The sequence below is a fragment of the Stappia sp. P2PMeth1 genome (assembly GCF_900185735.1).
In the GTDB taxonomy this organism is placed as follows: domain Bacteria; phylum Pseudomonadota; class Alphaproteobacteria; order Rhizobiales; family Stappiaceae; genus Stappia.
On the sequence record NZ_FYAW01000010.1, the window covers coordinates 13,670 to 38,674 of the forward strand.

The window sequence follows — 25,005 nt, forward strand, 5'->3', positions numbered from 1 at the left end:
CCCACCCGACATTTCTTCAATGCACCCGTCGCCGCATCGCCTACCCTCTCCCGCAGCGTTTCAGGGAGCACCGCATGACCGTCAGGCGCATCGTCGCGAACATCGCCGTCACCGACACCGGCCCCTCGCAGGCCTTCTACCGGGATATTCTCGGCCTCCAGCCGGTGATGGACCACGGCTGGATCGTCACGCTCGCCGCCGACGCCCCCAGCCCGGCGCGCCCGCAGATCGGCATCGCCACGCAAGGTGGATCGGGCACCCCGGTGCCGGACCTTTCGATCGAGGTGGACGACCTCGACGCGGTGATCGCCCGCATCGAGCGCGCCGGCCTTGCGCCCGAATACGGGCCGGCCCTTGAGCCCTGGGGCGTGCGCCGCCTGTTCCTGCGCGACCCGAACGGACGCCTGCTCAACATCCTGGAGCATGCGCAGGAAAGCTGAGACGAAAGCACAGCGCGGCTTCCCCGCACCGCCCTTTCCTTCGTCATTCCGGGCAAGGCGCAGCCGCGGCCCGGAACCGGCGAGCCGCCGAGGTTGCGGTGCTACTTCACAGTAGACAACCTGGAGAACTCACCGCACCGACAGGACGGAGATTTCCCCCGCGCCACTGCGCATGCGTGGACGGATCAAGATTTCGACGTCCTGATCGAGCGCCGTCAGGAAGCTCATCAGCTTTTCGACGGAAAACCCGTCGAGCCGGTAGTTGACCAGCGCCGAGACTTTCGGCTGCGGGATACCAAGCAGCCGCGCCGTGTCGAGCTGGCGCAGACGACGGGATTTGACGATTTCATTGATCACCATCGCCAGGCGGGTCTTGGTCTGGCGCTCGGACGCATCGGGCAGCCCGATATCGGCAAAGACGTTGCCGGTGCCGTGTGTGATGTCGTCGGTCATGTTCGCCCTGCTTTCCCTTGTGGCGTCGGACGGTGGCTGTTCGCTTCGTAATCGGCCCGCGCCCGTTTCAGGCGTTCTCGAACCAGCTCGACATCCGGCTGCGCGGTGCGAATGCCTGACGGTGACTTCTTCTGAAAGGCATGGAGCACGTACACCACACCCTCGAAGCGCACCGTATAGATGGCGCGATAGGCATCGCCGTCATGTCGCTCGACAACCTCGAACACGCCAGGCCCCTCGCCCTTCCATGGCTTGGCTTGCGGGTGCTTGCCGCCGAGTTGGGCAACGCCGAGCGCATATCCCATGTCGCCCTTCACCGGATCGGGGAACGCCATGAAATCAGCCTTCGACGATCCAACCCAATGCAGCGGTTTTTCGCGCGACGGTGGCTGAGATCGGCTCATGGCGAAATATACCTTTTTGGATATATTCTTCAAGAAGGATGTTCGAACCTCACAGCCGGACGGATCGCGAGGCTCGCCCGGGAAGACGCAAGGAGGGTGCCGGGCGAAAGCCCGAAGGAACGACCGGACGCGGTCTCGCGCCGCCCCTGCCCCGTCATATCCCGTTTGACCGTTCCGCCTTTGTTCGCTAGCGTTCCGGGAAGACGACTCTCCCGCCCGCGTCCGCGCCCCCGTTTCAGAGCAAGCCAGATGACGAGCCAGCCCTCCGGCGCCGTGCGCCCGTTCGACGTGACCAGCCGCAGCGTCCTTGCCATCGCCGTGCCGATGACGCTCGCCTATCTGTCGACGCCGCTGCTCGGGCTCATCGACACCGCGGTGATCGGCCAGCTCGGCGATGCCGCGCTGCTCGGCGGCATCGCGCTTGGCGGCGTGCTGTTCGACATCGTCTTCACCAGCTTCAACTTCCTGCGCGCCGGCACGACGGGGCTGACCGCGCAGGCGAGCGGGGCCGGCGACGGCGAGGAGGAGCGCGCGGTCCTCTTCCGCGCCGTGCTGCTGGCATTGGCGCTCGGCGCGGCGGTGATCGTGCTGCAGCAGCCGGCGCTGACCGCCGGCCTGTGGCTGATGGGCGGCAGCGCCGAGGTGCAGGCGGCCACCGCCAGCTATTTCGCCATCCGCGCCCTCTCCGCGCCGCTGGCGCTCGCCAATTACGCCTTTCTCGGCTGGTTCATCGGCCGCGGCCAGGCGATGACCGCGCTCGGCCTGCAGAGCTGGCTGAACGGCATCAACATCGCCCTCTCGGTCCTCTTCGTGCTGTATCTCGAATGGGGCGTCGCCGGCGTCGCCGCCGCCACCGTCATCGCCGAGGCGCTGACCGCCCTGGCCGGCACGGTGGTCGCCGCCCGCGCCCTGTCGGGCCGCCCGCTCCCCACCCGGGCGCAGATCTTCGACAAGGCCCGCTTCACACGGATGATGGCGCTCAACGGCGACATCCTGATCCGCTCCTTCGCGCTGATCACCGCCTTCGCCTTCTTCATGTCGCGCTCGGCAGCGCAAGGCGACACGGTGCTGGCGGCCAATGCCGTCCTGGAAAAGTTCTTCATGGTGGCGAGCTTCTTCCTCGACGGGCTGGCGACGGCGGCCGAGCAGCTCGCCGGCCGCGCCGTCGGCGCGCGCTACCGCCCCGCCTTCGACCGTTCGCTGAAGCTCAGCCTCCTGTGGGGCTTTGTGCTGGCCGGGCTGATCTCGCTGGTCTTCTTCGTCGCCGGCCCGCTGCTCATCCGCGCGATGACGACGGCGGAGGATGTGCGCCAGACGGCCATAATCTATCTCGGCTGGGCGGCGGCGACGCCGCTGCTCGGCGTCCTCGCCTTCCAGATGGACGGGGTGTTCATCGGCGCCACCTGGTCGCGCGACATGCGCAACATGATGCTGGTGTCGCTGGTGCTGTATTTCGCCGTCTATTGGGCGGCCTTCCCGGCGCTCGGCAATCACGGCCTGTGGCTGGCCTTCACCGTGTTCCTGGCCGCGCGCGGCTTTTCGCTGCTGGCGATCACCGGCCGGCGGGCGCGGCAGACCTTTCCCGCGCAGCCGGCCTAGCGCGTTTCTATGTTTGCGCGAGCCACGGAAACGTTCCGTCTTTTCTCGCGCAATTCCGGACGGAAAACCGGTCCCCACTTTTCCTGGAATTGCGCTAGCGCAAGCAGTCCAGGATCTCGCCCTCGCCGACGAGGCCGAGCGGCATGTCGCCCTCGCACACCAGCACCGGGCGCACGCTCGCCCGCTTCAGGGCGATCACCTCGCGCACCGGCGTCTTGGGCGCGCAGCGCGGCGTGCCCTCCAGCGTGCCGGCCTCGCCCTCGGCCAGCGGACGCATGATGTCGCGGGCGCGCAGCACCCCGAGCGGGTTCATATGCGCCACGAAGTCGGCGACATACTCGTTCGCCGGCTTGCGCACGATCTGCTGCGGCGTGCCGAGCTGGATCACCCGCCCGCCTTCCATGATGGCGATGCGGTTGCCGATCTTCGCCGCCTCGTCGAGATCGTGGCTGACGAAGACGATGGTCTTGTTGAGCTTGTCCTGCAGCGCCAGCAATTCGTCCTGCAGATGGCCGCGGATCAGCGGGTCGAGCGCCGAGAACGGCTCGTCCATCAACAGGATCGGTGCGTCGGTGGCGAAGGCGCGGGCCAGTCCGACCCGCTGCTGCATGCCGCCGGAGAGCTCGTGGACATATTTGTCGCCCCATTGGGCAAGGCCGACCAGCTCCAGTTGCGCGTCGACCTTCTGTCGGCGCTCGCGCGCCGGCATCCCGGCCAGCTCCAGCCCGAAGCCGACATTCTCGCGCACCGTGCGCCAGGGCAGCAGCGCGAATTGCTGGAACACCATGGCGATGCGGCCGCGGCGCAGGGCCCGCAGTTCCTGCGGCGTGCAGGCGGAGGGGTTCACCGAAGCCGCGCCATTGTGCACCAGCACCTCGCCGCGGGTGACCCGGTTGAGCCCGTTGACGGCGCGCAGCAGCGTCGACTTGCCGGAGCCCGACAGGCCCATCAGCACGATCAACTCGCCCTCCTTGATGTCGAAGCTGGCGCCGGCAACGCCGAGGATCTGGCCGGTCTCCTGCTGGATCTCGGCGCGGCTGCGGCCGGCATCTATCAGCGGCAGGGCGGCGTGCTGGCGCTTGCCGAAGACGATGTCGACATTGCGGAACGAGACGGCGGCGGTCATCGGCTGCCCTCGCCTTCGTCGCGGGTGCGGAAGAAGCGGTCGAGCATGATGGCGACCAACACAATGGCGATGCCGACCTCGAAGCCTTGCGCGATGTTGACGGTGTTGAGCGCGCGCAGGGTCGGCACGCCGAGCCCGTCGGCGCCGACCAGGGCGGCGATCACCACCATCGACAGCGACAGCATGATGGTCTGGGTCAGCCCGGCCATGATCTGCGGCAGGGCGTAGGGCAGTTCGACCTTCCACAGCAACTGCCAGCCGGTGGCGCCGAAGGCCTCGCCCGCCTCGATCAACTGGCGCGGGGTGGAGGCAACGCCGAGCCGGGTCAGGCGGATCGGCGCGGGGATCGCGAAGATCACCGTGGCGATCAGCCCCGGCACCATGCCGAGGCCGAACAGGATCAGCGCCGGGATCAGATAGACGAAGGTCGGGATCGTCTGCATCAGGTCGAGGACGGGGCGCATCGCGGCAAAGAGCTTGGGCCGGTGCGCGGCGGCAACGCCGAGCGGCACGCCGATCGCCATGCACACGGCGGAGGCGGCGATCACCAGCGACAGGGTCTCGGTCGTCTGCTTCCAGTAGCCCTGGTTGATGATGAGAAGCAGGCTGGCGGCGACGAACAGCGCGAAGGAGACGCGCCGCTGCACCGCGAAGGCCAGCGCGCTCGCGATGACCACGACCGCCAGCGGGCCGGGCGCCTGCAACAGCCAGAGAATGGCCCGGATCAGGGTTTCGAGCACCGCCGAGATGCCGTCGAACACCCAATAGGCATTGGCGGTCAGCCAGTCGACCACCGCCTTGGCCCAGGGGCCGATAGGGATCTTGTGTTGGGTGAGCCAGTCCACGCGCAGCCTCGCCGTCCGGTCTTGTCATCTTGTGCGGGGGCTTGGCGCCGGCCCGCTTGGGCGGATGCGGCCCGCCCGCGCGCACCTGGCAAGGCGGCGCGGGCGGGCGGGAGGCTCTAAAGGCCGAGGGCGCCCTTCAGGGCGGCCGTGGCATCGCCGCCGTCGAAGGTGGTGACGCCGTCGAGCCAGGCCTCGGCGACGCCCGGGTTGTCCTTCAGCCAGGCGGTCGCGGCGGCGTTCGGCTCAGTGCCGTCATTGAGGATCGCGCCCATGATCTCGTTTTCCATCTGCAGCGAGAACACCAGGTTCTGCAGGAACTTGCCGACATTCGGGCACTCGGCTACATAGCCGGCGCGCACATTGGTGTAGATCGTCGCGCCGCCGAGATCGGGACCGAACACCTCGTCGCCCCCCTCCAGATAGGCCATGTCGATATTGGCGTTCATCGGATGCGGCTCCCAGCCGAGGAAGACCACGTCCTGCTTGCGCGGCACGGCGCGCGAGACCTGCGACAGCATGCCGGCCTCGGAGCTTTCGACGATCTGGAAGTCCTTGAGGCCGAACATGTCGCCCTCGATCATGTCGATGATCAGTCGGTTGCCGTCGTTGCCGGCCTCGATGCCGTAGATCTTGCCGTCGAGATCGTCCTTGAACTTGGCGATATCGGCGAAGGATTTCAGGCCCTTGTCATAGGTGTAGCGCGGCACGGCGAGCGTGTACTTGGCGCCTTCCAGGTTGGCGCGCACGGTCTCCACCGAGCCGTCCTCGCGATAGGCGGCGATGTCGCCCTCCATGGTCGGCATCCAGTTGCCGAGGAAGACGTCGATGTCCTTGTTCTTCAGCGAGGCATAGGTGACCGGCACCGAGAGGATCTTGACGTCGCTTACATAGCCCAGCGCCTCCAGCACCACCGAGGCGGTGGCGGTGGTGGCGGTGATGTCGGTCCAGCCGACATCGGAGAAGCGGACGGTCTTGCAGGCTTCGGCGTCCGCCGCCAGGGCGGTCGGTGCGGCCAGACCCAGGGCAAGGGCTGCGGCGCCGAAGCGCAGGGCAAGGGTGGTCATCAGCGTGTGTCCTCCTGACGGGCGGGACGACCGGAAGGGCCGGCCCGCATGCTGGGTTGCGGCACGGCGGCAAGGCTGCCCGCGCCGTTGGGAGCCGGCCGCGAAACGCGGCGGCGCAAGGTCCCGACGCGCGGCCCGCAAGCTGCGGCGCGCAAGGGTTCGAAGGAGGGCGGAAGGTCCCGCGCACCGGCAGCGGGGCCGGCGGCCAGAGGCGACGGGAGTCGCCGGGGGTGCAGCAATCGGGGCGCGAGACGCGCTCGCCGAATGCGGCGGCCGGGCAGAACGGCCCGGCACGAACGAACCGGACCTCCCTGCCCGTTTCGTTGCACATCAAAACATTTTTAAACGGCATGTGCAATTCCCCGCTTGTTTTTCGTTTTTTCGTTGATTGAACGGCCAATCAAAATTACTTCTTGGAGAGCAAGGCGCGCCGGCTTCCAGCCGGACGCGAGCGCGCGCCATGCAGCGCCGCACCCGGCTTCGGCATCAGGCCCGGCTTGAGGCTCGGCATGAGGCTCGGCATGGGGGCTCCGGCCCCTGCGCCGGAAACGGGCCCACGGGAAACGGGCCCACGGGAAACGGGCCACGGGAAACGGGCCACGGGAAACGGGGCGGAAGGCCGCCATGCGGCCGCGCCGACGGCGGAACCACGAACACCACGGTGCCTCGCCCCGGATCCGGGCCGGCGAGCACCGGCAACCTTCAGAACGAACGGGGCGGGCTGGAAACGGAGCGCAGATGCCGCGAATCGGAATGGAAACCCATCGCCGCAAGGCCTTGATCGACGCCACCGTCGAGACGATCCACGAGCGCGGCTTCGGCGATGCGACGATGGCCGAAATCGCGCGGCGCGCCGGCGTCTCGGGCGGCCTCGCCCATCACTATTTCGGCTCCAAGGCCGGGCTGCTCAACGCCACCATGCGCTTCCTGCTGACCGACCTGTCGCGCGAGACCCGCGAGCGGATGGCCGGCGCCGCCGGCCCGCGCCAGCGCATCTCGGCGATGATTTCGGCAAGCTTCGCGCCGACCCAGTTCCAGCCGGCGCTGATCTCGGCCTGGCTCGCCTTCTACCTGCAGGCGCGCACCGACGCGGAAACCCGCCGCCTGCTGCGGATCTATCACCGGCGGCTGGTGTCCAATCTCGCCCATGCCTTCGCCGCGCTCATTCCCGGCGAGCGCGCCCGCCATGCGGCGGAAGGCACCGCGGCGATGATCGACGGGCTGTGGCTGCAGCGCATCTTCGCCGACGGACCGCCGCAGCCGCGCACCGCCATCCGCCGGGTCGAGGACTATGTCGAGCGCCAGATCGGCGCCCCCTCGCTCGCCCTCACCGACACCGGACCTCAGGGAAACGGATAGACCCATGCAGGACGCCACCCATATCGTCGTCGGCTCCGGCTCGGCCGGTGCCGCCCTCGCCTATCGCCTGTCGGAGGACCCGGCCAACAAGGTTCTGGTGCTGGAGGCCGGCGGAACCGATATCGGCCCCTTCATCCAGATGCCGGCGGCGCTCAGCTATCCGATGAACATGTCCCGCTACGACTGGGGCTATCGAAGCGAGCCCGAGCCGCATCTCGGCGGCCGCCGGCTGGCGACCCCGCGCGGGCGGGTCATCGGCGGCTCCTCCTCGGTCAATGGCATGGTCTATGTGCGCGGCCATGCGCGCGACTTCGACACCTGGGAGGAGATGGGCGCGCGCGGCTGGTCCCATGCCGATGTCGCCCCCTATTTCGAGCGGATGGAGACGAGCCATGGCGGCGAGGCCGGCGTGCGCGGCACCTCCGGCCCGCTGCATGTCACCCGCGGCACCAAATGGAACCCGCTCTATGCCGCCTTCGTCGAGGCCGGGCGCCAGGCCGGCTACGAGACGACGCCCGACTATAACGGCCTGAAGCAGGAAGGCTTCGGCGACATGGAGATGACCGTGTGGCGGGGCCGGCGCTGGTCCACCGCCAATGCCTATCTGCGCCCCGCCCTGAAGCGGCCCAACATCCACCTGTTCACCGGCGCCACGGTCACCCGCGTGCTGTTCGACGGGCAGCGCGCCACCGGCGTCGAGTTCCGGCGCGGCGGGCGCCTCGAGAGGGTAAGCGCCTCGGCCGAGGTGATCCTTGCCGCCTCCTCGATCAATTCGCCGAAGATCCTGATGCTGTCGGGGATCGGCAATGGCGCCGCGCTGCGCGCCCTCGGCCTGCCGGTGCTGGCCGACCGGCCGGGCGTCGGCGCCAATCTGCAGGACCATCTGGAGCTCTACATCCAGCAGGCCTGCATCCAGCCGATCACCCTTTACAAGCACTGGAACCTGATCTCGAAAGCGATGATCGGGGCGCAGTGGCTGTTCTTCGGCGCCGGGCTCGGCGCCTCCAACCATTTCGAGGCCTGCGCCTTCATCCGTTCGCGCGCCGGCATCGACTATCCCGACATCCAGTACCATTTCCTGCCCTTCGCCGTGCGCTACGACGGCAAGGCGGCGGCCGAAGGCCACGGCTTCCAGGCGCATGTCGGGCCGATGCGCTCGAAGTCGCGCGGCCGCGTGGCGCTGACCTCGCCGGACCCGATGGCCGCGCCCTCGATCCTGTTCAACTACATGTCCCACCCGGACGACTGGCAGGAGTTCCGCACCGCCATCCGCCTGACGCGGGAGATCTTCGGCCAGGAGGCCTTCGCCCCCTATCGCGGCCGCGAGATCCAGCCGGGCGAGGCCGTCCAGTCCGACGCCGAGCTCGACGACTTCATCCGCGAACACGCCGAAAGCGCCTATCACCCCTGCGGCACCTGCCGCATGGGCGCTGCCGACGATCCGCTCGCGGTGGTCGACCCGCAGGGCCGGGTGATCGGCGTCGAGGCCCTGCGCGTCGCCGACAGCTCGATCTTCCCGCAGATCACCAACGGCAATCTCAACGCCCCCTCGATCATGGCCGGCGAGAAGATCGCCGACCACGTCATGGGGCGCGAGCCGCTGCCGCGCTCCAACAAGCAGCCGTGGATCCATCCGAACTGGCGGACAGCGCAGCGCTGACGCTTTACACTGATCTTGCACCGTCATTCGTTCGCGTCCGCCAGGAGAGAGTTCATGCGTGCCCAGCCCCCCGCCTCGCATTTCATCAACGGCGCCTATCAGGAAGACCCGCACGGGCGGCCGATCGAGGATCGCTATCCGGCGACCGGCGAGGTGATCGCCCGGCTGTGCGCGGCCGGCTCCGAGACGGTGAACGCCGCCGTTGCCGCGGCCCGCTCCGGCTTTCGTGTCTGGGCGGCAACGCCGGCGGCCGAGCGCGGCCGGGTGCTGCGGCGGGCGGCCGATCTCCTGCGCGCCCGCAACCGCGAGCTTTCCGAGCTGGAGACGCTGGACACCGGCAAGCCGCTGCAGGAAACCCTGGTGGCGGACGCCGCATCGGGCGCCGATTGCCTGGAATATTACGGCGGCCTTGCCGCGACGCTCACCGGCGAGCATATCGATCTCGGCGGCTCCTTCGCCTATACGCGGCGCGAGCCGCTCGGCGTCGTCGGCGCCATCGGCGCCTGGAACTATCCGATCCAGATCGCCTGCTGGAAGGCGGCGCCCGCGCTTGCCTGCGGCAATGCGGTCGTGTTCAAGCCGTCCGAGCTGACCCCGCTCAGCGCGCTCAAGCTGGCCGAGATCCTGAAGGAAGCCGGCCTGCCGGACGGGGTCTTCAACGTGGTGCAGGGCTATGGCGAAACCGGCGCGCACCTCGTCGAGCATCCCGATGTCGCCAAGGTCTCGCTGACCGGCTCGGTCCCCACCGGCACCAGGGTCGCCGAGATCGCCGCGCGCACGCTCAAGCACGTAACGCTGGAGCTCGGCGGCAAGTCGCCGCTGATCGTCTTCGACGACGCCCATCTCGACAATGCGGTGTCGGCGGCGATAAACGCCAATTTCTACTCCTCCGGCCAGATCTGCTCGAACGGCACCCGCGTCTTCGTGCAGAAGGGGCTGAAGGACGCCTTCCTCGCGCGGCTCGCCGAGCGCACGGCGCGGGCACGGCTCGGCGACCCGATGGACGAGAGCGTCGACACCGGCCCGCTGGTCTCGCAGGCCCAGCTCGACAAGGTGCTCGGCTATATCGAAGCGGGCCGGGCCGAGGGCGCGCGGCTTGTCTGCGGCGGCGGCCGCGCCACCGTGCAAGGCTTCCCGGACGGGCTGTTCGTCGAGCCGACGGTGTTTGCCGACGTCGCCGACCACATGACCATCGCCCGCGAGGAGATCTTCGGCCCCGTCATGTGCGTGCTCGATTTCGACAGCGAGGAGGAAGCATTGGCGCGGGCCAATGCGACCGAGTTCGGCCTTGCCGCCGGCGTCTTCACCCGCGACATTTCCCGCGCCCATAGGGTGATCGGCGCCCTGCATGCCGGCACCTGCTGGATCAACACCTACAACCTGACGCCGATCGCCATGCCCTTCGGCGGCTACAAGAAGTCCGGCATCGGCCGCGAGAACGGCCATGCCGCCATCGAGCATTACAGCCAGGTGAAATCCGTCTATGTGGAGCTCGGCGACGTCGCCAGCGCCTATTGAGGGCGAAACGCGAAGGCCCGCCTCGAGGGGCGGGCCTTGCAACGTCCTGTGGCGATGAGGGGGGGCTTGCGCCCGCGGGTCTCAAGGCCGTAACGTGTTTTAATATGGTTGCATGCATTTCAAAGTCAAGTTTTTGACCAACCCGTATGAGGGTCCGTGCAATTCTCTCCAGATGAGATAATACACCTGCCGAACGTGATCTCGGCACCGCGCTTTGCGACGTATTTGCGGATTTGCAACGATCATCCGGGTTCGGCGCTGGCCTTGTATCAATGGAATCTGGAAATTTCAGCCGCATTCATCGTTCCCCTCCAAATCTGCGAAGTAGCGGTGAGAAACGGCGTGGTACACGCCATTGAGGCCGTGCATGGCGCCAACTGGCCTTGGTCGCTCGGTTTCATACGAAGTCTTCCGCGGCCGAAAGCCACTTGGCACTATGATCCGCAGGATGACCTGCGCAACGTGGCAGGACGGACAGGCACCGCCGGCAAGGTGGTGGCCGAATTGAAATTTGCCTTCTGGGAAAAGCTCTTCACGAAAGGCCAGGATACTCGCCTCTGGCATCCTCATTTGGCGACGGCGTTTCCCGGTGCTCCTCACACCCTCTCCGTTCCGCAGGCACGCGAACACGCGTTTGCCAGCCTCCAGGCGATCCGTAGATTCCGAAACCGGATCGCCCACCATGAGCCGATCTTCGCCCGCAACCTGTCAGCCGACTATGAGCGCCTTCGAGAGATGATCGAGTGGCGCAACCCTGCTGCGGCTGTTTGGCTCGACCGAATACAGCAGGTCTCTGAGCTCTTGAACCGCAAGCCCTAAGCCGCCAGCCCAGCGCCTATTGAGGCGCCTCACACGCTCCCCTGCCCGTCCGGGTCGGCCTTGGCCCAGGCCTCCGCATTGCGGCCGCTCGCCTCGCCGAGATGGGCGAGCCCGTGCCGGTCGAGGCAGGCGGACAGATGCGTCAGGATGCGCCCCACCAGCCCCGGCCCCTCATAGACGAGGCCGGTATAGAGCTGCAGCAGGCTGGCGCCGGCCGTGATCTTGGTCCAGGCCGCCTCGCCGCTGTCGATGCCGCCGACGCCGACGATCGGCAGGCGCGGGCCGACCCGCAGCCGCATGCGGGCGAGCGCGATGGTGGAGCGGCGAAACAGCGGCCGCCCGGACAATCCGCCCGCCTCGGCCGCGCCCTTGCGGTCGGAAAGGCCGCCGCGCGCCAGCGTCGTGTTGGAGACGATCAGCCCGTCGATGCCGGCGGCCAGCACCTCGGCGGCGATGTCGTCGAGCCCGGCCTCATCCATGTCCGGCGCGATCTTCAACAGCACCGGCACCGCGCGGCCATGGCGGGCGGCAGCCGCCTCCCGCGCCTCCATCACCCGGCCGAGCAGCTCCTTCAGCGCCGCGCGCGCCTGCAGGTCGCGCAGGCCCGGCGTGTTCGGCGAGGAGATGTTGACCGCGAAATAGGAGGCAAGATCGGCGAAGGTGTCGATGCCGGCGACATAGTCGGCGATGCGGTCGCTCGCATCCTTGTTGGCCCCGACATTGACCCCGACGATGCCGCCGCGATGGCGCCGGGCTGCTAGCCGGGCGCGCAGCGCCGCATGGCCCTCGTTGTTGAAGCCGAGCCGGTTGATCACCCCCCGGTCGGCGGGCAGGCGGAAGACGCGCGGACGCGGATTGCCGTCCTGGGCCAGCGGCGTCACCGTGCCGGCCTCGGTGAAGCCGAAGCCAAGCGCCAGCAGCGCGTCGGGCACCTCGCCGTTCTTGTCGAAGCCGGCGGCCATGCCGAGCGGATTGGGAAAGGTCAGATCGGCGAGCGTCACCGCCAGCCGGCCGTCCTGCGGCACCTTGCAGGCTGGCGTCAGTCCGGTCGCCAGCGCCTTGACGGTCAGCCCGTGGGCGGTTTCCGCATCGAGAGAAAACAGCGCCTTGCGGGCGAGCGCATCGACGGCGGAGGAGAACATCACAGCGCCTCCGGGAAGAGGTGGGCCCCGTCCGCTCCCAGCGGCAGCTCGCGCACCCAGCGCACCGCCGCCATATCCAACTCGCCGTAAAGATGCGGGAACAGCGCCCCGCCGCGCGAGGGCTCCCATTTCAGGCCCTCACCCAGCGCCTCGGCCTCCACCGCGACGAGGACAAGTCCGTGCTGGCCGGCGAAATGCTTTGCCGCCGTCTCGCGCACCTGGTCGGCGGCGGAAAAATGGATGAACCCGTCGGCCAGATCCACCGGCGCGCCGGAAAACCGCCCCTCGGCCTCGGCCTCTCGCCAGTCCTTGGCCGGAGAAATCTTGTAGATCAACGTCATGAGGCGGCCCGTTCCTGTGCGTGAAGAAGGCTTGCGCGCCGGATTACAGGCTGCGGGCCGCTCAGACAAGGGCGGCTCTCCGGGAAAGCGGCGGCCGGCGCGCCGGGCCGCACTGGCACTCGACCATCATTAGGAATATATACCCGTAACGGGGATAACCCGGACAGGAAGCGCGGGACGGGCGGCCGCGACCGCTCCCCGGCGTCCGGCCGCCCCGCGGCGGCCGCAGCAACAGGCCACCCGGCCAGGGCCGTTCCCTGGCAGGCGGCAGCGGAGCCAAACCATGCTTTCGCATGAGACCCTCTGGTCGGCCATCGATCTGCTTGCCCGGCGCAACGGGCTGACGCCGTCCGGCCTTGCCCGGCGCGCAGGACTGGACCCGACCACCTTCAACCCGTCGAAGCGCACGGCCGCCGACGGCCGGCCGCGCTGGCCCTCGATGGAGTCGATCGCCAAGATCCTCGGCGCCACCCGCTCGGACCTCGCCGACTTCGTCGCGCTGGTCAACGGGCCGGACCCGGAACACACGCCGGTCGGCATGGCCGATGACGACCGTCTGCCGCTGCCGCGCGGCACGGCGCAGGCGGGAGGCCTTCCGGCGGTGAACGGCTTCTTCCACGACGGCGACCTGCCGGCGATGCTGGAGGGCGAGCGGCAGAGCAGCCCGTCCGAGATCCCCTGCGAGGACTGCGCCATCCGCGTCACCGGCGACGGCATGCTGCCGTTCTACCGGGAGGGCGACGTCATCGTCATCTCGCCGAAGCGGGCGATCCAGCGCGGCGACCGGGTGGCGCTGCGCCTCGCCTCGGGCGAACTCAGGGCGCGGATCTTCGACCGGCGTCTGCGCGGGCGCATCGAACTGTCGCCGCTCGACGCGGAGAGTGCGCCCGAGCGCCTCGTCGCCGACGAGGTGGTGTGGATGGCGCGGATCATCTGGGCGAGCCAGTAGCGGCGCCTCAGCAGGAACGGGCCAGGCAGGACAGGCATGGGACGCACCCTTTTCATTGCAGTGCTGATCGCCGGCGCGCTCGCCATCGCCGCCGATTACGGCAGCGGCGGGCTTGTCAGAGCCGTGCTCACCGGCGAGACCGCCGGCGGACCGGCCCAAACACAGGCCCAAACACAGGCCCAAACACAGGCACAGATACCAGAACAGGCACCGGCACAGGGCAGGCCTGCGGAGGCGGATGCCGCGGAGCGGCCTGTCGCGGGGGAGCGGCCGGCACCTGCCGCGGCGCAGGCACAGGCGGACGAGCGCATGGCCCCCACCTCGCCTGCGCACACGGCGGCGCCCGCGGCGATCCTGCCCGAGGCACCGGATCCCTCGAGCATCCGCAATGTGACGCCCTCCGACATCCTGCCGCCGCCCCAGGTGTCCGGCCCGTTGAAGCGGGTCGCCGCGCAACTGCCGAAGCTGCCCGAGCGGGAGATCCCGAGCGAGATCACCTTTCACCAGCCCTTGGTGCTGGACGCCGGCAGCTTCCGCGCCAAGCACCTGACCATCCGCCTTGCCGGCATCGACGCGCCCGGCCCGGAGGAAACCTGTCCCTCGCGGCTCGGCGGCACCTGGCCCTGCGGCATGCGGGCGCGCACGGCGCTGCGCGGCCTGGTGCTGCGCCATGCGGTCACTTGCGAGGACATGCAGGACACGCCGGCCGGCGTCGTGCTGGCCCGCTGCCGCCGCCAGGGCACGGACCTTGCCGCCTGGCTGGTGGCGCAGGGCTGGGCCCGCCCCGGCGAAGGCGCGGGCGATGAGCTTCTCGCGGCGGCGGCGGCGGCGCGCGAGGCGCGCCGCGGCATCTGGCAGCTCGATGGCCCGGCGCTGCCCGCCGGCGCGTCCCTGCCCGCCTTGCCCCTGCCCGGCGAGCTGCCTGATCCCCCGCATTCGGCGCCGCAGCAGCCCGGCCGCGACGCGGACGGCACACAGGTCTTGCCGCTCGATCTGCCTCCCGTCGAGATCACCGACACGCCCTGGCATCCGGGCAACGCCCGGTGACGTCGCGTTCGACATTTTCAACGGCAGAAATAGAATGAATTGAGAAATGATACTTCAAGAATAATATATATTTTTTACTTGCAATCATCGGTAGCGGAAAGCGGCGCAACACCCATCCATCGCTGCATTTTTCAAACAAATTCAACGAGATCGGTTTTCAAGCTCCGTAAATTTAACATGCGGTTAACCAACATATTGATAGTTTTCGACCGGGGTTAACCCGGCAGCTCATAAGGAGCCAAAGAATGTTGTCACTGAAGTCCTATCGCATCACGCCAAAGATCCTGTCCGTCGTCATCTTGTTGAACATTGCGATGATCGCGGTCGGACTGGTCGGCATCTCGGCGCTCCGCGTTGTCGCAACCGATGCCGAATACGCCATGCAGGCCGCGAACCGGGCCGTCGCCTCGGCCCGCCTCAATCAGCTCATCCTGAGCATCAACCGCGCCGAACTGCTGGTCGCGACCGAGCCGCGCGAAGACCTCATCAAGGCCACCACCGCAGCCTATCGGGAGGATGTCGGGCGGATCGGCGGCTATCTCGACATGATCCGCTCCTCGGCGGTGCAGGAGGTTCAGGCTCTCCTGCGGCAGGCCGAGCCGGCGATCGCCAGACTGGTCGCCTCGTCCGAAAAGACGATGGCGCTCGCAAGCCAGGTGCGCGGCACCGCGACGCCCGAGCAGGACCGGCAACTGGCCGATCTCGCGCTTGAGAGCCGGGACAATACCGTTGCCGCGCGGACCATCGTCACCGAGCAGACGACCATGTTGATCAGCCGCGCGACCGCCTTGGAGGACGAAATCGGCGAGATCGCGCAGTCCAAGGAGATCCTTCTTTATATCGTCATGGCCAGCGCGACGATCGTCGGCCTCGGCCTCGGCATCCTGATCGGCCAGACCGGCATCGCCAAGCCGATCCGCATGATCAACGAGACCTTGGGCGAACTGGCGCGCGGCAATTACGACGTGAAGATCGTCGGCGAGGACCGCAAGGACGAGGTCGGCGACATCGCCAAGGCGGCCGAGGTGTTCCGCGCCAGCGGTCTTGAGGCGATCCAGATGCGGGAGGAACAGGAACAGGCCAAGGCGCTGGCCGCCGAGCGGCAGAAGGCGGCGCTCAACCAGATGGCGGACGACTTCGAGAACGCGGTCGGCGAGATCGTCAACATCGTCTCGTCGGCGGCGACCGAGTTGCAGGCGGCGGCCGGCACGCTGACCGCCTCCGCCGAGGAGACCAGCTCCCAGTCGGCTTCCGTCGCCGCGGCGGCCGAGCAGGCGGCGATGAACGTGCAGACCGTCGCCTCGGCGGTCGAGGAACTGGCCAGCTCCGCCGGCGAGATCGGCCGTCAGGCCGACCAGTCCCGCCAGGTCGCCGGCCGCGCCGTCAGCGAGGCGACCCGCACCACCGACCGCATGAACGACCTGCGCACCAATGCCGACCAGATCGGCGCCATCATCAGCCTGATCGACGAGATCGCCGAGAAGACCAACCTGCTCGCCCTCAACGCCACCATCGAGGCGGCGCGTGCCGGCGAGGCCGGCCGCGGCTTCGCGGTCGTCGCCAACGAGGTCAAGGGTCTCGCCGAGCAGACGGCGCGGGCCACCGCCGAGATCTCGACGCAGATCAAGTCGATGCAGAGCTCGACGCTGGAGGCCAGCGAGGCGATCTCCGGCATCGGCCGCACCATCGAGGACATGAGCAACATCTCGGCCGCGATCTTCGCTGCCGTCGGCGAGCAGGGCAACACCACGACCGAGGTCGCCCGCAATGTCCAGCAGGCCTCGCAAGGGGCGGGCGAGGTGACGTCCAACATCGTCGGCGTCACCCAGGCGGCGCAGGAGGCAAGCTCCGCCTCCTCGCAGGTGCTGGCCTCGGCGAGCGAACTCGCCCAGCAGTCGGAACTGCTGCGCGGCCGGGTCGCCGAGTTCCTGCGCACCGTGCGCGCCGCCTGACGCGCGGCCGCCCAGCCTCCAGCTTCCCGCAACAACGGGCCGCCCTCGGGCGGCCCAACTCCGACAACCACGGGCCGCCTTCGGGCGGCCCGTTCCATGCAAGGACCGTTGACGCGCCTGGCGCGCTGGACTATCAGGATCGTCGAATTCCGTGGTGATTTGAGCCGGCCGGCTTGCAGCCACGTTAAACAAGTCGCTAAACAGGCCGGGTTGCAAAGACCCCGGCCCCATCACGGCCGGGGTTTTTGCATCTGGAGAACGGCATGACGACGAACAGGCACGGCTGGCACCCCGAGACGACCCTGGTGCATAGCGGAACGACACGCTCCCCCTATGGCGAGACGTCCGAGGCGATGTACCTGACCCAGGGCTTCGTCTATGCAACGGCCGAGGCGGCCGAGGCGCGGTTCAACGGCGATGATCCCGGCTTCGTCTATTCGCGCTATGCCAACCCGACCGTGGCGATGTTCGAGAACCGCATCGCCGCGCTGGAAGGGGCGGAGGCGGCGCGCGCCACCGCCAGCGGCATGGCCGCCGTCAACCTGGCGCTGATGGCCTGCTGCAAGGCCGGCGACCATGTCGTCGCGGCCAAGGCGCTGTTCGGCTCGTGCCGCTACATCGTCGAGACGCTGCTGCCGCGCTTCGGCGTCTCCTCGACGCTGGTCGACGGCACCGATCTCGACGCCTGGCGCGCCGCCATCCGTCCGGAGACGGTCGCCTGCTTCCTGGAAAGCCCGACCAATCCGACGCTGGAGGTGATCGACATCGCCGCCGTCGCCGAGATGGCCCATGCGGTCGGCGCCAAGCTGATCGTCGACAATGTCTTCGCCACGCCGATCTGGCAGTCGCCGCTGGCGCTCGGCGCCGACATCGTCGTCTATTCCGCCACCAAGCATATCGACGGCCAGGGCCGGTGCCTTGGCGGCGTGGTGCTCGGCACCGAGGAATGGATCGCCGACGAGGTGATGCCCTTCATGAAGCATACCGGCCCGTCGATGAGCCCGTTCAACGCCTGGGTGATGCTGAAGGGGCTGGAGACGCTGGCCCTGCGCGTCGAGCGCCAGACCCGCACCGCGGCGCGGCTTGCCGACCTGCTGGCGGCGCATCCTGCGGTCGCCCGGCTGATCTATCCCGGCCGCGCCGACCATCCGCAGGCCGAGGTGGCCCGCCGCCAGATGAAGGCCGGCTCGACCATGCTGGCGCTGGAGCTGAAGGGCGGCAAGGCCGCCGCCTTCCGCGCCTCCAACGCGCTCAAGATCGTCAAGATGTCCAACAATCTCGGCGATGCCCGCAGCCTCATCACCCATCCGGCGACGACGACGCATCAGTCGGTCGCCGAAGAGGCGCGCCTCGAACTCGGCATCACCGAGGGGCTGCTGCGCCTCTCCGTCGGGCTGGAGCACGAGGACGATCTCGCGGCCGACCTCATGACCGCGCTGGATATGGCCCAGAAAGCCTAAAGCAGCCGCGCCACCATGACGAGACGCGCGGTCGCCGAGACCGCGCAGACCGCCGCGAAGCCCCAGGCAATCGGCGCGAAGGCGGCCGGAAACAGGCAGAAGGCGAGGAAGACGGCGATCGTCTCCGCGCCTTCCGCCAGCCCGCCGAGATAATAGAGCGACTTCGCCCCTTGCGCGCTGGTCGCAAGCCCGCGCTTTTCCGCCATGATCGCGAAGCCGAGAAAGCTCGCCCCGTTCATGTAGAAACTCAGCAACAGTGCGCTGGCCGCCAGCGCGTTGGCGGCCGGATCGGCCAGCGCGAAGGCGAAGGGCACCGCCCCGTAGAAGAAGAAATCCAGCACGATGTCGAGATAGCCGCCGCGATCGGTGCGGGCACGGGCGCGTGCCACCGCCCCGTCGAGCCCGTCGGCCAGCCGGTTGGCGAGGATCAGCAGCGCGGCGAGCAGCGGGGCTCCCGCCCAGATCGCCAGCGCCGCGCCCATGCCGCAGGCAAAGCCGGCAAGCGTCACCGCATCGGCACTGACCCCGGCGGCGGCAAGGCGCCGGCCGGCAGCGTTGAGCATGGGGTCGATCAGCGGCCTGAGGCGAGCGTCGAACATGGGCGGTTCCTTCGGCGGGGCACGGGCGCCGCCGCTGCGGATGGGGCTGGAAAATCGCCGGTTTCGGATTAGATTGCAACCGCATCGCCCGCCACCGGGGCCGGGCCGCAACAGCCGCTGAGGCGGAAGGAGACGCATGTACCGGGCGGTGACGCGCGACATTCAGGTGACGGTCGAGCCGCACTATCTCGCGGACGAATCCAGCCCGGACGAAGGCCGCTTCGTCTGGGCCTACTCCATCGACATCGTCAATCTCGGCCTCGACACGGTGCGCCTGCGCGCCCGCCAGTGGCGCATCGTCGACGCGCTCGGCCGGCTGGAGGAAGTGCGCGGCCTCGGCGTCGTCGGCGAGCAGCCGGTGCTCGCCCCCGGCGAGCGGTTCGAATACACCTCCGGCTGCCCCTTGCGCACCAGCTCCGGCATGATGGAGGGCTGCTACGAGATGGAGACCGTCGACGGCGAGCGCTTCGAGGTCGCCATCCCGGCCTTCTCGCTCGACATCCCGGGCGCCGCGCGCATCCTCAACTGAGATCTCCCCTCCCCATGCCGCCGACGCGGCATCGACGCGCGTATTGGTTGCATATGTGACAATCATCGCAACTCGTGTTGCGTAGATCGAGCGTGCATCCTTGCGGCCGGCAGGATCTTTCCTTCGAGATCGGCAGGATGTGCCTGCCCTGAACGTGACCCTTGGAAAAAATCGCTAGGGAAGATCGGTCAAACATGCGAATCATAATCTATATGTTAAATTGAAATTACCATTGTGTCGGGGAATGTGGTCGGGGGATCGGGCGGAACGAGTGGGTCGATAGAGGGGAACCCGCATGCGCAAGATGGTGAGACGGCCCGGCGCGGAGGCGCTGCACCCGTTGCAGCCGCATCAACTCGCCTTCGAGGCGTGTTTCAATGCCTCGCCGATCCGCATCCTGTTCTGCGACCGCGACATGGTGGTCCGCGACGTCAACGCCGCCTTCCTCGAAACGGAGGGCTTCACCCGCGCCGAGGTCATCGGCAAGACCCTTGCCCAGGTGGTGGGGCCGGCGGTGTTCGAGCGTCACCGACCGCAGATCGAGGCGGCGCTCGCCGGCGAGGCGCAGTCGGTGGTCAGTTGGGGCCTGCGCCGCGCCACCCGCGACCGGCTGCTGCGCATCCGTCACGAGCCGGTGCGTGACGCGGAGGGCCTGGTGATCGGCTTCCTCTCGATGATGGAGGACACCACCGACCTGCACCAGTTGCGCCAGCGCGTGTCGATGCAGAACGAGGTGATCAACCAGACCTCCGATGCACTCGCCGTAGTCGATCCCGACTACCGCTATCTGTGGGCCAACCCCGCCTATGCGCGGCTGTGGAACCGTGCGACCGAGGACGTCGTCGGCCGGACGGTGGCCGAGGTGGTCGGTCACGAGGCCTTTCAGGATCGGGTTCTGCCGTATCTTGCCGGCTGTTTCAAGGGACGGGTCGCTCAATACGCGTTCGAGCGCGAGGGCGAGGAGACGGAGTATCTCAGCGTGCGGCTGGAGCCGCTGCGGGGCGAGAATTGCGAGATCGTCGGCGTGGTCGTCAACGCCCGCGACGTCACCGAGGAGGCGCAGTTGAACCAGCGCCTGCGCCGGCAGGCCTTGCGGGACACGCTGACGGACCTTGCCAACCGGCATGCGCTCGAGCTTGAGATCGGCAGCCGCATCGAGGCCTGCGGCGCCTGCAACGCTTTGTGCCAGGGCTGCAACACCGCCCTGCTGCTGGTCGATCTCGACGATTTCAAGGTCGTCAACGATCTTGCCGGCCATGCGGCGGGCGATGCGCTGCTCAGGCAGATCGCGAGCCTGCTGCGCAGCATGGATCCGGATGCTTTCGTCGCTCGCCTGGGCGGCGACGAGTTCGCCGTCGTGACCGGCATGGTGACCGAGACCGACGCCACCCGTCTCGGGGAACGGATCGTCCACTCGATCGAGGCGCTCGGCTTCGTGTGGCAGGGCGAGTGTTTTTCCGTCGGTGCCAGCGTCGGCGTCGCCCTGCTCGACCAGCAGGCCTTCGCCGCCTCGGCGCCCTCGGTGCAGGACGTCATCAACTGGGCCGACCGGGCCTGTTTCGTCGCCAAGGAGAAGGGCGGCGCGCGCGTGTCGGTGTTCCATCCCGACGACGACGAGATGAAGGCCCGCTTCCGGGAAATCGGCAATCTGCAACTGGTGCAGGCCGCGCTGCAGAGCGGGCGCTTCGAACTGTTCCTGATGCCGGTGGCACCGATCGACGGCACCAGCGCGCCCTGGCACGAGGTGCTGCTGCGGGTGCTGAGCGAGGATGGCCGGCCGCTGCCGCCGGCCGTCTTTATCGCCGCCGCCGAGCGCCACGGGCTGATGAGCCGGGTCGACCGCTGGGTGGTGGAGACCGTGCTGAAGCGGCTGGCGGGCCTGCCCGACGACGTTCACCTGTCGATCAACCTGTCGGGCCAGTCGGTCGGCGATCCGATCTTCCGCGACTTCCTGCTGGCGGCGCTGGATGCGGCGGCGATCGCGCCGGGTCGGCTCGCCTTCGAGATCACCGAGACCTCCGCCGTGCGGTCGATGGAGACCGCGCTGGAGCTGATCGCCGGGCTGAAGGCACGCGGCCTCGAGGTGGTGCTCGACGATTTCGGCTCCGGCCTGTCGTCGTTCGGCTATCTGCGCCGCTTCGATGTCGACATGCTGAAGATCGACGGCAACATCATCGGCAATATCGGCCATGACGTGGTGCAGCAGACCATCGTCGCCGGCATCGTCGCGGTGGCCGAGGCGATGCATGTGAAGGTGGTCGCCGAATATGTCGAGGATCTCGAGACCCTGGAGATCCTGAGGGACCTCGGCGTCAACCTGGTGCAGGGATACTATATCGGCAAGCCGGTGCCCTGGTCGCAGGTCTATGGCGACCGCGACCTGCTGCCCGCCTGACCTTCTGCCCGCCGGAGTTTCCTGTGCGCCGGAGTTTCCTGTGCGCCAGGCTTTGCTGCCCGCCTGACCCTGCGGCCGGGGCCCCTTCCCGGCCGTCTCCTGCGCCCGCCGGCTCAGGCGGTGCGGAAGCGGGCCTGGGCGCCGCGCTCGATCGCCGCCACGGTCAGCTTGTCGAGGCCGAGCGCGTCGCGCAGCAACTGCAGCACCCGCAGTTCCTCCTGCGCCACCGACACGTCGGCGACGGCGATCTCCACGCCCAGCGCATAGGCGGTGTCGCGGTAGCTCGGCGGCACGCTCGCGGCGATCACCGCGAAGGTGTCGGCCATGCCGTTCTCGGCCTGCAGCCGCTCGCCGCAATCCTGCGCCACGGCGACGATGCGCTCCTGATCGAAGCTGGCGAAGACCGGCAGCGTCTTGATGAGCTCGCCGATCGAGTGCAGTTCCTTGTCGGTCATGCTGCTGTCGGAGGCCGACACCATCACCATCACATAGATCAGGGCTTCCTGGAGGCTGACACGTTCGCTCATCGGATCTGCGGACCTTTCTTGACCTTGCCGTTGGCGGTTGCCGTTTCCCCTAATGCCCTGACCGGGCGAGCGCAAGCGGCGCTTGCGCCGGCTTTGGTGGCTGCGGCGATTTTTTGCAATGCGAAGGTTCCGTTCCGTCCGGAAACGCACTAGTCTCGCGCGCCGCCAGACCGGTATGCCAGACCGGCATCCCTTACCATTCCACACAAAGACAACGGTCCGCACATGACCACAGCTTCGCTGCCCGAACTCGATCTGTCCCCCGCCGTCGTCGAGGCCGCCCGGACCTCGAAGGCCTGGCCGTTCGAGGAGGCGCGCAAGCTGCTGAAACGCGTGGAAAAGGCGAAGATCGACCGCCCGGTGCTGTTCGAGACCGGCTACGGCCCCTCGGGCCTGCCGCATATCGGCACCTTCGGCGAGGTCGCCCGCACCACCATGGTGCGCACCGCCTTCCGCCTGCTGAGCGAGGACCGCATCCCGACCCGGCTGCTGTGCTTCTCCGACGATATGGACGGCATGCGCAAGATCCCGGAAAACGTGCCGGATCGCGCCGCGCTGGAGCCCTATCTGCACATGCCGCTGACCGCGGTGCCGAACCCGTTCGGCGGCGGTTACGACAGTTTCGGCGCCCATAACAACGCCATGCTGCGCCGCTTCCTCGACCATTTCGGCTTCGAATACGAGTTCGCCAGCGCCACCGACTACTACAAGTCCGGCCGCTTCGACGCGATCCTGATCAAGGCCGCCGAGAAGTACCAGGAGATCATGGACGTGATGCTGCCGACGCTCGGCGAGGAGCGGCAGGCGACCTATTCGCCCTTCCTGCCGATCTCGCCGATCTCGGGCCGCGTGCTCTACGTGCCGATGAAGGCGGTCGACGCCAGGGCCGGCACCATCACCTTCGAGGACGAGGACGGCACCGACGTGACGCTCCCCGTCACCGGCGGCAACGTCAAGCTGCAGTGGAAGCCGGATTTCGGCGCCCGCTGGGCGGCGCTCGACGTCGACTTCGAGATGTTCGGCAAGGACCACCTGACCAACCAGCCGATCTACGACCGGATCTGCGAGGTGCTGGGCGGCACCCCGCCGGAGCATTTCGTCTATGAACTGTTCCTCGACGAGGTGGGGCAGAAGATCTCCAAGTCGAAGGGCAACGGCCTGACCATCGACGAGTGGCTGACCTATGCCTCGCCGGAGAGCCTGGCGCTCTACATGTTCACCAAGCCGAAGACCGCCAAGAAGCTCTATTTCGACATCATCCCCAAGGCGGTCGACGAGTATTTCGCCTTCGCCGAGAAATATCCGTCGATGCCGGTGGAGCAGCAGCTCGCCAATCCGGCCTGGCACATCCATTCCGGCCATCCGCCGAAGGTGGACGTGCCGATCTCCTTCACCATGCTGCTCAACCTCGTCTCCGCCTCCAATGCGGAGACCAAGGACGTGCTGTGGGCGCTGATCCTGCGCCATGTGCCGGGGGTGACGCCGCAAAGCCACCCGAAGCTCGACGAGCTGGTCGGCTACGCGATCCGCTATTTCGAGGATTTCGTGAAGCCGGCCAAGGTGTTCCATGCGCCGGACGAGGTCGAGCTGGCGGCCCTCAAGGCGCTGGACGACAAGCTCGCCAGCCTGCCCGAGGATGCGGACGGATCGGCGATCCAGGACGCGGTGCTGGATGTCGCCCGCGCCATCGAGCGCTACCAGGACCCGGGCAAGAAGAGCCCGGACGGCGGGCCGGGCGTCTCGGTCGCCTGGTTCTCGGCCCTCTACAAGCTGCTGCTCGGCCAGGAGAAGGGCCCGCGCTTCGGGTCTTTCGTCGCGCTCTACGGCATTCCGGAAACCCGGGAGCTGATCGCCAAGGCCATCTCCGGCGAGCTCGTCTCGTCCGGCGACTGAGGGGACTGAAACTGACGGTGCTGAAACGGCCTGTCGGCCCGGCCTATCGCCGCCGCAGCCGCCAGGCCGCCACCGCCTGCCCCGGCAGCGTCAGCGCCGAGCGGACATAGCGCGGGACCAGCCGGGCCGGGTTGGACAGCATCCGCCAGAGCCATTCCAGCGCGGCGGCCCGCATCCAGGTCGGGGCGCGGCGCTGGGTGCCGGCGAGAAAATCCAGCCCCGCGCCGATCGAGGCGAAGCCGACCTGCGGCAGGCGCCGGTAGGCGCGGGCGGCGAAAATCTCCTGTTTCGGCGCGCCCAGCGCCAGAAAGCACAGCCGCGCGCCCGACCGCCCCAGCTCGTCGATCAGCGCATCGGCGCCGGCGCCTTCGGGATCGAAGCCCATCGGCGGGGCGAGCCGGGCGACGATGGCGAGCCTTGGTACCCGCGCCGTCAGCGCCTCGGCCGCGGCATCGAGCGCGGCCGGCGTCGCGCCCAGCAGCGCCACCCCCACCCCGGCCTGCGCCGCCGCCTCGGCCATCGGCACCACCATGTCCGAGCCGGGCACCAGGCGCACCGGCCGCCCGGCCAGACGCGACAGCCAGACCACCGGATTGCCATCGGCGACGACCAGATCCTGCGCGGCATAGGCGGCGCGGAAGGCCTCGTCGCGGCGCAGCTTGGCGAGATGGTCCAGATTGATCGTCGCCAGCGCGAAGCCCTCGCCGCGCCGCAGCCGGGCGGACACCTCCTCCAGCAGGGCGGCGGCATCGGCATGGGTGATGGCGATGCGGTAGGGCGGGACGCTGAATTCCAATCGAGGACCTTTCGGGCGGATCGGCTCGGATGGCGGGCGGGCGGTGTGCGGTGCAGCTCACCTATGCCACGGCCGGCGTGTCCGGGCC

General features: G+C 68.2%; 23 protein-coding genes and 1 riboswitch. Of the genes, 13 read left to right on the forward strand and 10 right to left on the reverse strand.

The genetic code is table 11. The features are described 5' to 3' along the window. The first annotated feature begins 74 nt into the window (after positions 1-74). Positions 75-440, forward strand: a complete 366-nt coding sequence (locus tag P2PM1_RS05280; protein ID WP_186398402.1) for a VOC family protein — start codon at positions 75-77, stop codon at positions 438-440. Between the two features lie 129 nt (positions 441-569). On the opposite strand, the gene P2PM1_RS05285 is transcribed toward P2PM1_RS05280, so the two are convergent. Together P2PM1_RS05285 and P2PM1_RS05290 are read right to left on the reverse strand one after the other, a co-directional pair. Beyond that, positions 570-893 carry a helix-turn-helix domain-containing protein gene (locus P2PM1_RS05285; RefSeq protein ID WP_186398403.1) on the reverse strand — a complete coding sequence of 108 codons (324 nt, stop codon included), beginning with the start codon at positions 891-893 and terminating at the stop codon, positions 570-572. After that, entirely contained in the window at positions 890-1,297 is a 408-nt protein-coding gene (locus tag P2PM1_RS05290; protein WP_186398404.1) for a type II toxin-antitoxin system RelE/ParE family toxin, read from the reverse strand. Before P2PM1_RS05290 ends, P2PM1_RS05285 begins: the two co-directional genes overlap by 4 nt. 249 nt (positions 1,298-1,546) lie before the next feature. Here P2PM1_RS05290 and P2PM1_RS05295 point away from each other — a divergent pair, with 249 nt between their 5' ends. After that, on the forward strand, positions 1,547-2,896 hold the full coding sequence (locus P2PM1_RS05295) for an MATE family efflux transporter (RefSeq protein WP_186398405.1): 1,350 nt from the start codon (positions 1,547-1,549) through the stop codon (positions 2,894-2,896). Between the two features lie 94 nt (positions 2,897-2,990). On the opposite strand, the gene choV is transcribed toward P2PM1_RS05295, so the two are convergent. The 3 genes from choV to P2PM1_RS05310 all read right to left on the reverse strand — a co-directional run bounded on the left by choV (position 2,991) and on the right by P2PM1_RS05310 (position 5,931). Further along, entirely contained in the window at positions 2,991-4,022 is a 1,032-nt protein-coding gene (gene choV, locus P2PM1_RS05300; RefSeq protein WP_186398406.1) for a choline ABC transporter ATP-binding protein, read from the reverse strand. Beyond that, on the reverse strand, positions 4,019-4,867 hold the full coding sequence (gene choW, locus P2PM1_RS05305) for a choline ABC transporter permease subunit (protein ID WP_186398407.1): 849 nt from the start codon (positions 4,865-4,867) through the stop codon (positions 4,019-4,021). The genes choV and choW overlap by 4 nt, the downstream gene beginning before the upstream one ends. Before the next feature lie 116 nt (positions 4,868-4,983). Further along, positions 4,984-5,931 (reverse strand): choline ABC transporter substrate-binding protein, encoded by a 948-nt coding sequence (locus P2PM1_RS05310; protein ID WP_186386821.1) that lies wholly within the window; start codon positions 5,929-5,931, stop codon positions 4,984-4,986. A gap of 738 nt (positions 5,932-6,669) precedes the next feature. Here P2PM1_RS05310 and betI point away from each other — a divergent pair. From betI to P2PM1_RS05330, 4 genes are all read left to right on the forward strand, one after another. Beyond that, the gene (gene betI, locus P2PM1_RS05315; protein WP_186386822.1) at positions 6,670-7,290 is read left to right on the forward strand and encodes a transcriptional regulator BetI; all 621 of its coding nucleotides are present in this window, start codon (positions 6,670-6,672) and stop codon (positions 7,288-7,290) included. A 4-nt stretch (positions 7,291-7,294) separates the two neighbouring features. Further along, on the forward strand, positions 7,295-8,950 hold the full coding sequence (betA, locus tag P2PM1_RS05320; RefSeq protein WP_208985189.1) for a choline dehydrogenase: 1,656 nt from the start codon (positions 7,295-7,297) through the stop codon (positions 8,948-8,950). Positions 8,951-9,004: 54 nt separating this feature from the next. Continuing rightward, positions 9,005-10,468, forward strand: a complete 1,464-nt coding sequence (gene betB, locus P2PM1_RS05325; RefSeq protein WP_186398408.1) for a betaine-aldehyde dehydrogenase — start codon at positions 9,005-9,007, stop codon at positions 10,466-10,468. A 156-nt stretch (positions 10,469-10,624) separates the two neighbouring features. Further along, positions 10,625-11,287, forward strand: coding sequence for a hypothetical protein (locus tag P2PM1_RS05330; protein ID WP_186398409.1), 663 nt, complete (start codon positions 10,625-10,627; stop codon positions 11,285-11,287). 29 nt (positions 11,288-11,316) lie between these two features. Here the strand turns inward: P2PM1_RS05330 and P2PM1_RS05335 are convergent, their stop codons facing one another. Both P2PM1_RS05335 and P2PM1_RS25365 read right to left on the reverse strand, forming a co-directional pair. Next, on the reverse strand, positions 11,317-12,429 hold the full coding sequence (locus P2PM1_RS05335) for a quinone-dependent dihydroorotate dehydrogenase (RefSeq protein WP_186398410.1): 1,113 nt from the start codon (positions 12,427-12,429) through the stop codon (positions 11,317-11,319). Further along, positions 12,429-12,770 carry a DUF952 domain-containing protein gene (locus P2PM1_RS25365; protein ID WP_186398411.1) on the reverse strand — a complete coding sequence of 114 codons (342 nt, stop codon included), beginning with the start codon at positions 12,768-12,770 and terminating at the stop codon, positions 12,429-12,431. Before P2PM1_RS25365 ends, P2PM1_RS05335 begins: the two co-directional genes overlap by 1 nt. Positions 12,771-13,053: 283 nt before the next feature. Between P2PM1_RS25365 and P2PM1_RS05345 the strand changes: the two genes are divergently transcribed. From P2PM1_RS05345 to P2PM1_RS05360, 4 genes are all read left to right on the forward strand, one after another. Further along, positions 13,054-13,719, forward strand: a complete 666-nt coding sequence (locus P2PM1_RS05345) for a helix-turn-helix transcriptional regulator (protein WP_186398412.1) — start codon at positions 13,054-13,056, stop codon at positions 13,717-13,719. 36 nt (positions 13,720-13,755) lie between these two features. Then, positions 13,756-14,766 carry a thermonuclease family protein gene (locus P2PM1_RS05350; protein ID WP_186398413.1) on the forward strand — a complete coding sequence of 337 codons (1,011 nt, stop codon included), beginning with the start codon at positions 13,756-13,758 and terminating at the stop codon, positions 14,764-14,766. A 245-nt stretch (positions 14,767-15,011) separates the two neighbouring features. Beyond that, positions 15,012-16,718, forward strand: a complete 1,707-nt coding sequence (locus P2PM1_RS05355; protein ID WP_186398414.1) for a methyl-accepting chemotaxis protein — start codon at positions 15,012-15,014, stop codon at positions 16,716-16,718. Between the two features lie 141 nt (positions 16,719-16,859). Continuing rightward, positions 16,860-16,939: riboswitch (SAM riboswitch) on the forward strand. Positions 16,940-16,981: 42 nt separating this feature from the next. After that, a complete protein-coding gene (locus P2PM1_RS05360; RefSeq protein WP_186398415.1) occupies positions 16,982-18,178 on the forward strand; it encodes an O-succinylhomoserine sulfhydrylase in 1,197 nt (398 codons plus the stop codon). On the opposite strand, the gene P2PM1_RS05365 is transcribed toward P2PM1_RS05360, so the two are convergent. Beyond that, entirely contained in the window at positions 18,175-18,777 is a 603-nt protein-coding gene (locus P2PM1_RS05365) for a CDP-alcohol phosphatidyltransferase family protein (protein ID WP_186398416.1), read from the reverse strand. The genes P2PM1_RS05360 and P2PM1_RS05365 overlap by 4 nt on opposite strands. 136 nt (positions 18,778-18,913) lie before the next feature. Between P2PM1_RS05365 and apaG the strand changes: the two genes are divergently transcribed. Both apaG and P2PM1_RS05375 read left to right on the forward strand, forming a co-directional pair. Next, the gene (gene apaG, locus P2PM1_RS05370) at positions 18,914-19,306 is read left to right on the forward strand and encodes a Co2+/Mg2+ efflux protein ApaG (protein ID WP_186398417.1); all 393 of its coding nucleotides are present in this window, start codon (positions 18,914-18,916) and stop codon (positions 19,304-19,306) included. Between the two features lie 295 nt (positions 19,307-19,601). Continuing rightward, the gene (locus tag P2PM1_RS05375) at positions 19,602-21,701 is read left to right on the forward strand and encodes a bifunctional diguanylate cyclase/phosphodiesterase (protein WP_186398418.1); all 2,100 of its coding nucleotides are present in this window, start codon (positions 19,602-19,604) and stop codon (positions 21,699-21,701) included. A 113-nt stretch (positions 21,702-21,814) separates the two neighbouring features. Here the strand turns inward: P2PM1_RS05375 and P2PM1_RS05380 are convergent, their stop codons facing one another. Further along, positions 21,815-22,228: a tellurite resistance TerB family protein gene (locus P2PM1_RS05380; RefSeq protein ID WP_186398419.1), complete on the reverse strand. Its 414-nt coding sequence runs from the start codon at positions 22,226-22,228 to the stop codon at positions 21,815-21,817. 225 nt (positions 22,229-22,453) lie between these two features. Between P2PM1_RS05380 and P2PM1_RS05385 the strand changes: the two genes are divergently transcribed. Continuing rightward, positions 22,454-24,121, forward strand: a complete 1,668-nt coding sequence (locus tag P2PM1_RS05385) for a lysine--tRNA ligase (protein ID WP_186398420.1) — start codon at positions 22,454-22,456, stop codon at positions 24,119-24,121. Positions 24,122-24,164: 43 nt separating this feature from the next. On the opposite strand, the gene P2PM1_RS05390 is transcribed toward P2PM1_RS05385, so the two are convergent. Next, positions 24,165-24,917, reverse strand: a complete 753-nt coding sequence (locus P2PM1_RS05390) for a WecB/TagA/CpsF family glycosyltransferase (RefSeq protein WP_186398421.1) — start codon at positions 24,915-24,917, stop codon at positions 24,165-24,167. Positions 24,918-25,005: the final 88 nt, after the last annotated feature.

What these genes read in the sequence shown, in the direction of transcription:
- P2PM1_RS05280 (WP_186398402.1), top strand. Translation starts at nt 75, where the DNA reads ATGACCGTCAGGCGCATCGTCGCGAACATCGCCGTCACCGACACCGGC.
- P2PM1_RS05285 (WP_186398403.1), bottom strand. Translation starts at nt 893, where the DNA reads ATGACCGACGACATCACACACGGCACCGGCAACGTCTTTGCCGATATC.
- P2PM1_RS05290 (WP_186398404.1), bottom strand. Translation starts at nt 1,297, where the DNA reads ATGAGCCGATCTCAGCCACCGTCGCGCGAAAAACCGCTGCATTGGGTT.
- P2PM1_RS05295 (WP_186398405.1), top strand. Translation starts at nt 1,547, where the DNA reads ATGACGAGCCAGCCCTCCGGCGCCGTGCGCCCGTTCGACGTGACCAGC.
- choV (WP_186398406.1), bottom strand. Translation starts at nt 4,022, where the DNA reads ATGACCGCCGCCGTCTCGTTCCGCAATGTCGACATCGTCTTCGGCAAG.
- P2PM1_RS05310 (WP_186386821.1), bottom strand. Translation starts at nt 5,931, where the DNA reads ATGACCACCCTTGCCCTGCGCTTCGGCGCCGCAGCCCTTGCCCTGGGT.
- betI (WP_186386822.1), top strand. Translation starts at nt 6,670, where the DNA reads ATGCCGCGAATCGGAATGGAAACCCATCGCCGCAAGGCCTTGATCGAC.
- betA (WP_208985189.1), top strand. Translation starts at nt 7,295, where the DNA reads ATGCAGGACGCCACCCATATCGTCGTCGGCTCCGGCTCGGCCGGTGCC.
- betB (WP_186398408.1), top strand. Translation starts at nt 9,005, where the DNA reads ATGCGTGCCCAGCCCCCCGCCTCGCATTTCATCAACGGCGCCTATCAG.
- P2PM1_RS05335 (WP_186398410.1), bottom strand. Translation starts at nt 12,429, where the DNA reads ATGTTCTCCTCCGCCGTCGATGCGCTCGCCCGCAAGGCGCTGTTTTCT.
- P2PM1_RS25365 (WP_186398411.1), bottom strand. Translation starts at nt 12,770, where the DNA reads ATGACGTTGATCTACAAGATTTCTCCGGCCAAGGACTGGCGAGAGGCC.
- P2PM1_RS05345 (WP_186398412.1), top strand. Translation starts at nt 13,054, where the DNA reads ATGCTTTCGCATGAGACCCTCTGGTCGGCCATCGATCTGCTTGCCCGG.
- P2PM1_RS05350 (WP_186398413.1), top strand. Translation starts at nt 13,756, where the DNA reads ATGGGACGCACCCTTTTCATTGCAGTGCTGATCGCCGGCGCGCTCGCC.
- P2PM1_RS05355 (WP_186398414.1), top strand. Translation starts at nt 15,012, where the DNA reads ATGTTGTCACTGAAGTCCTATCGCATCACGCCAAAGATCCTGTCCGTC.
- P2PM1_RS05360 (WP_186398415.1), top strand. Translation starts at nt 16,982, where the DNA reads ATGACGACGAACAGGCACGGCTGGCACCCCGAGACGACCCTGGTGCAT.
- P2PM1_RS05365 (WP_186398416.1), bottom strand. Translation starts at nt 18,777, where the DNA reads ATGTTCGACGCTCGCCTCAGGCCGCTGATCGACCCCATGCTCAACGCT.
- apaG (WP_186398417.1), top strand. Translation starts at nt 18,914, where the DNA reads ATGTACCGGGCGGTGACGCGCGACATTCAGGTGACGGTCGAGCCGCAC.
- P2PM1_RS05375 (WP_186398418.1), top strand. Translation starts at nt 19,602, where the DNA reads ATGCGCAAGATGGTGAGACGGCCCGGCGCGGAGGCGCTGCACCCGTTG.
- P2PM1_RS05380 (WP_186398419.1), bottom strand. Translation starts at nt 22,228, where the DNA reads ATGAGCGAACGTGTCAGCCTCCAGGAAGCCCTGATCTATGTGATGGTG.
- P2PM1_RS05385 (WP_186398420.1), top strand. Translation starts at nt 22,454, where the DNA reads ATGACCACAGCTTCGCTGCCCGAACTCGATCTGTCCCCCGCCGTCGTC.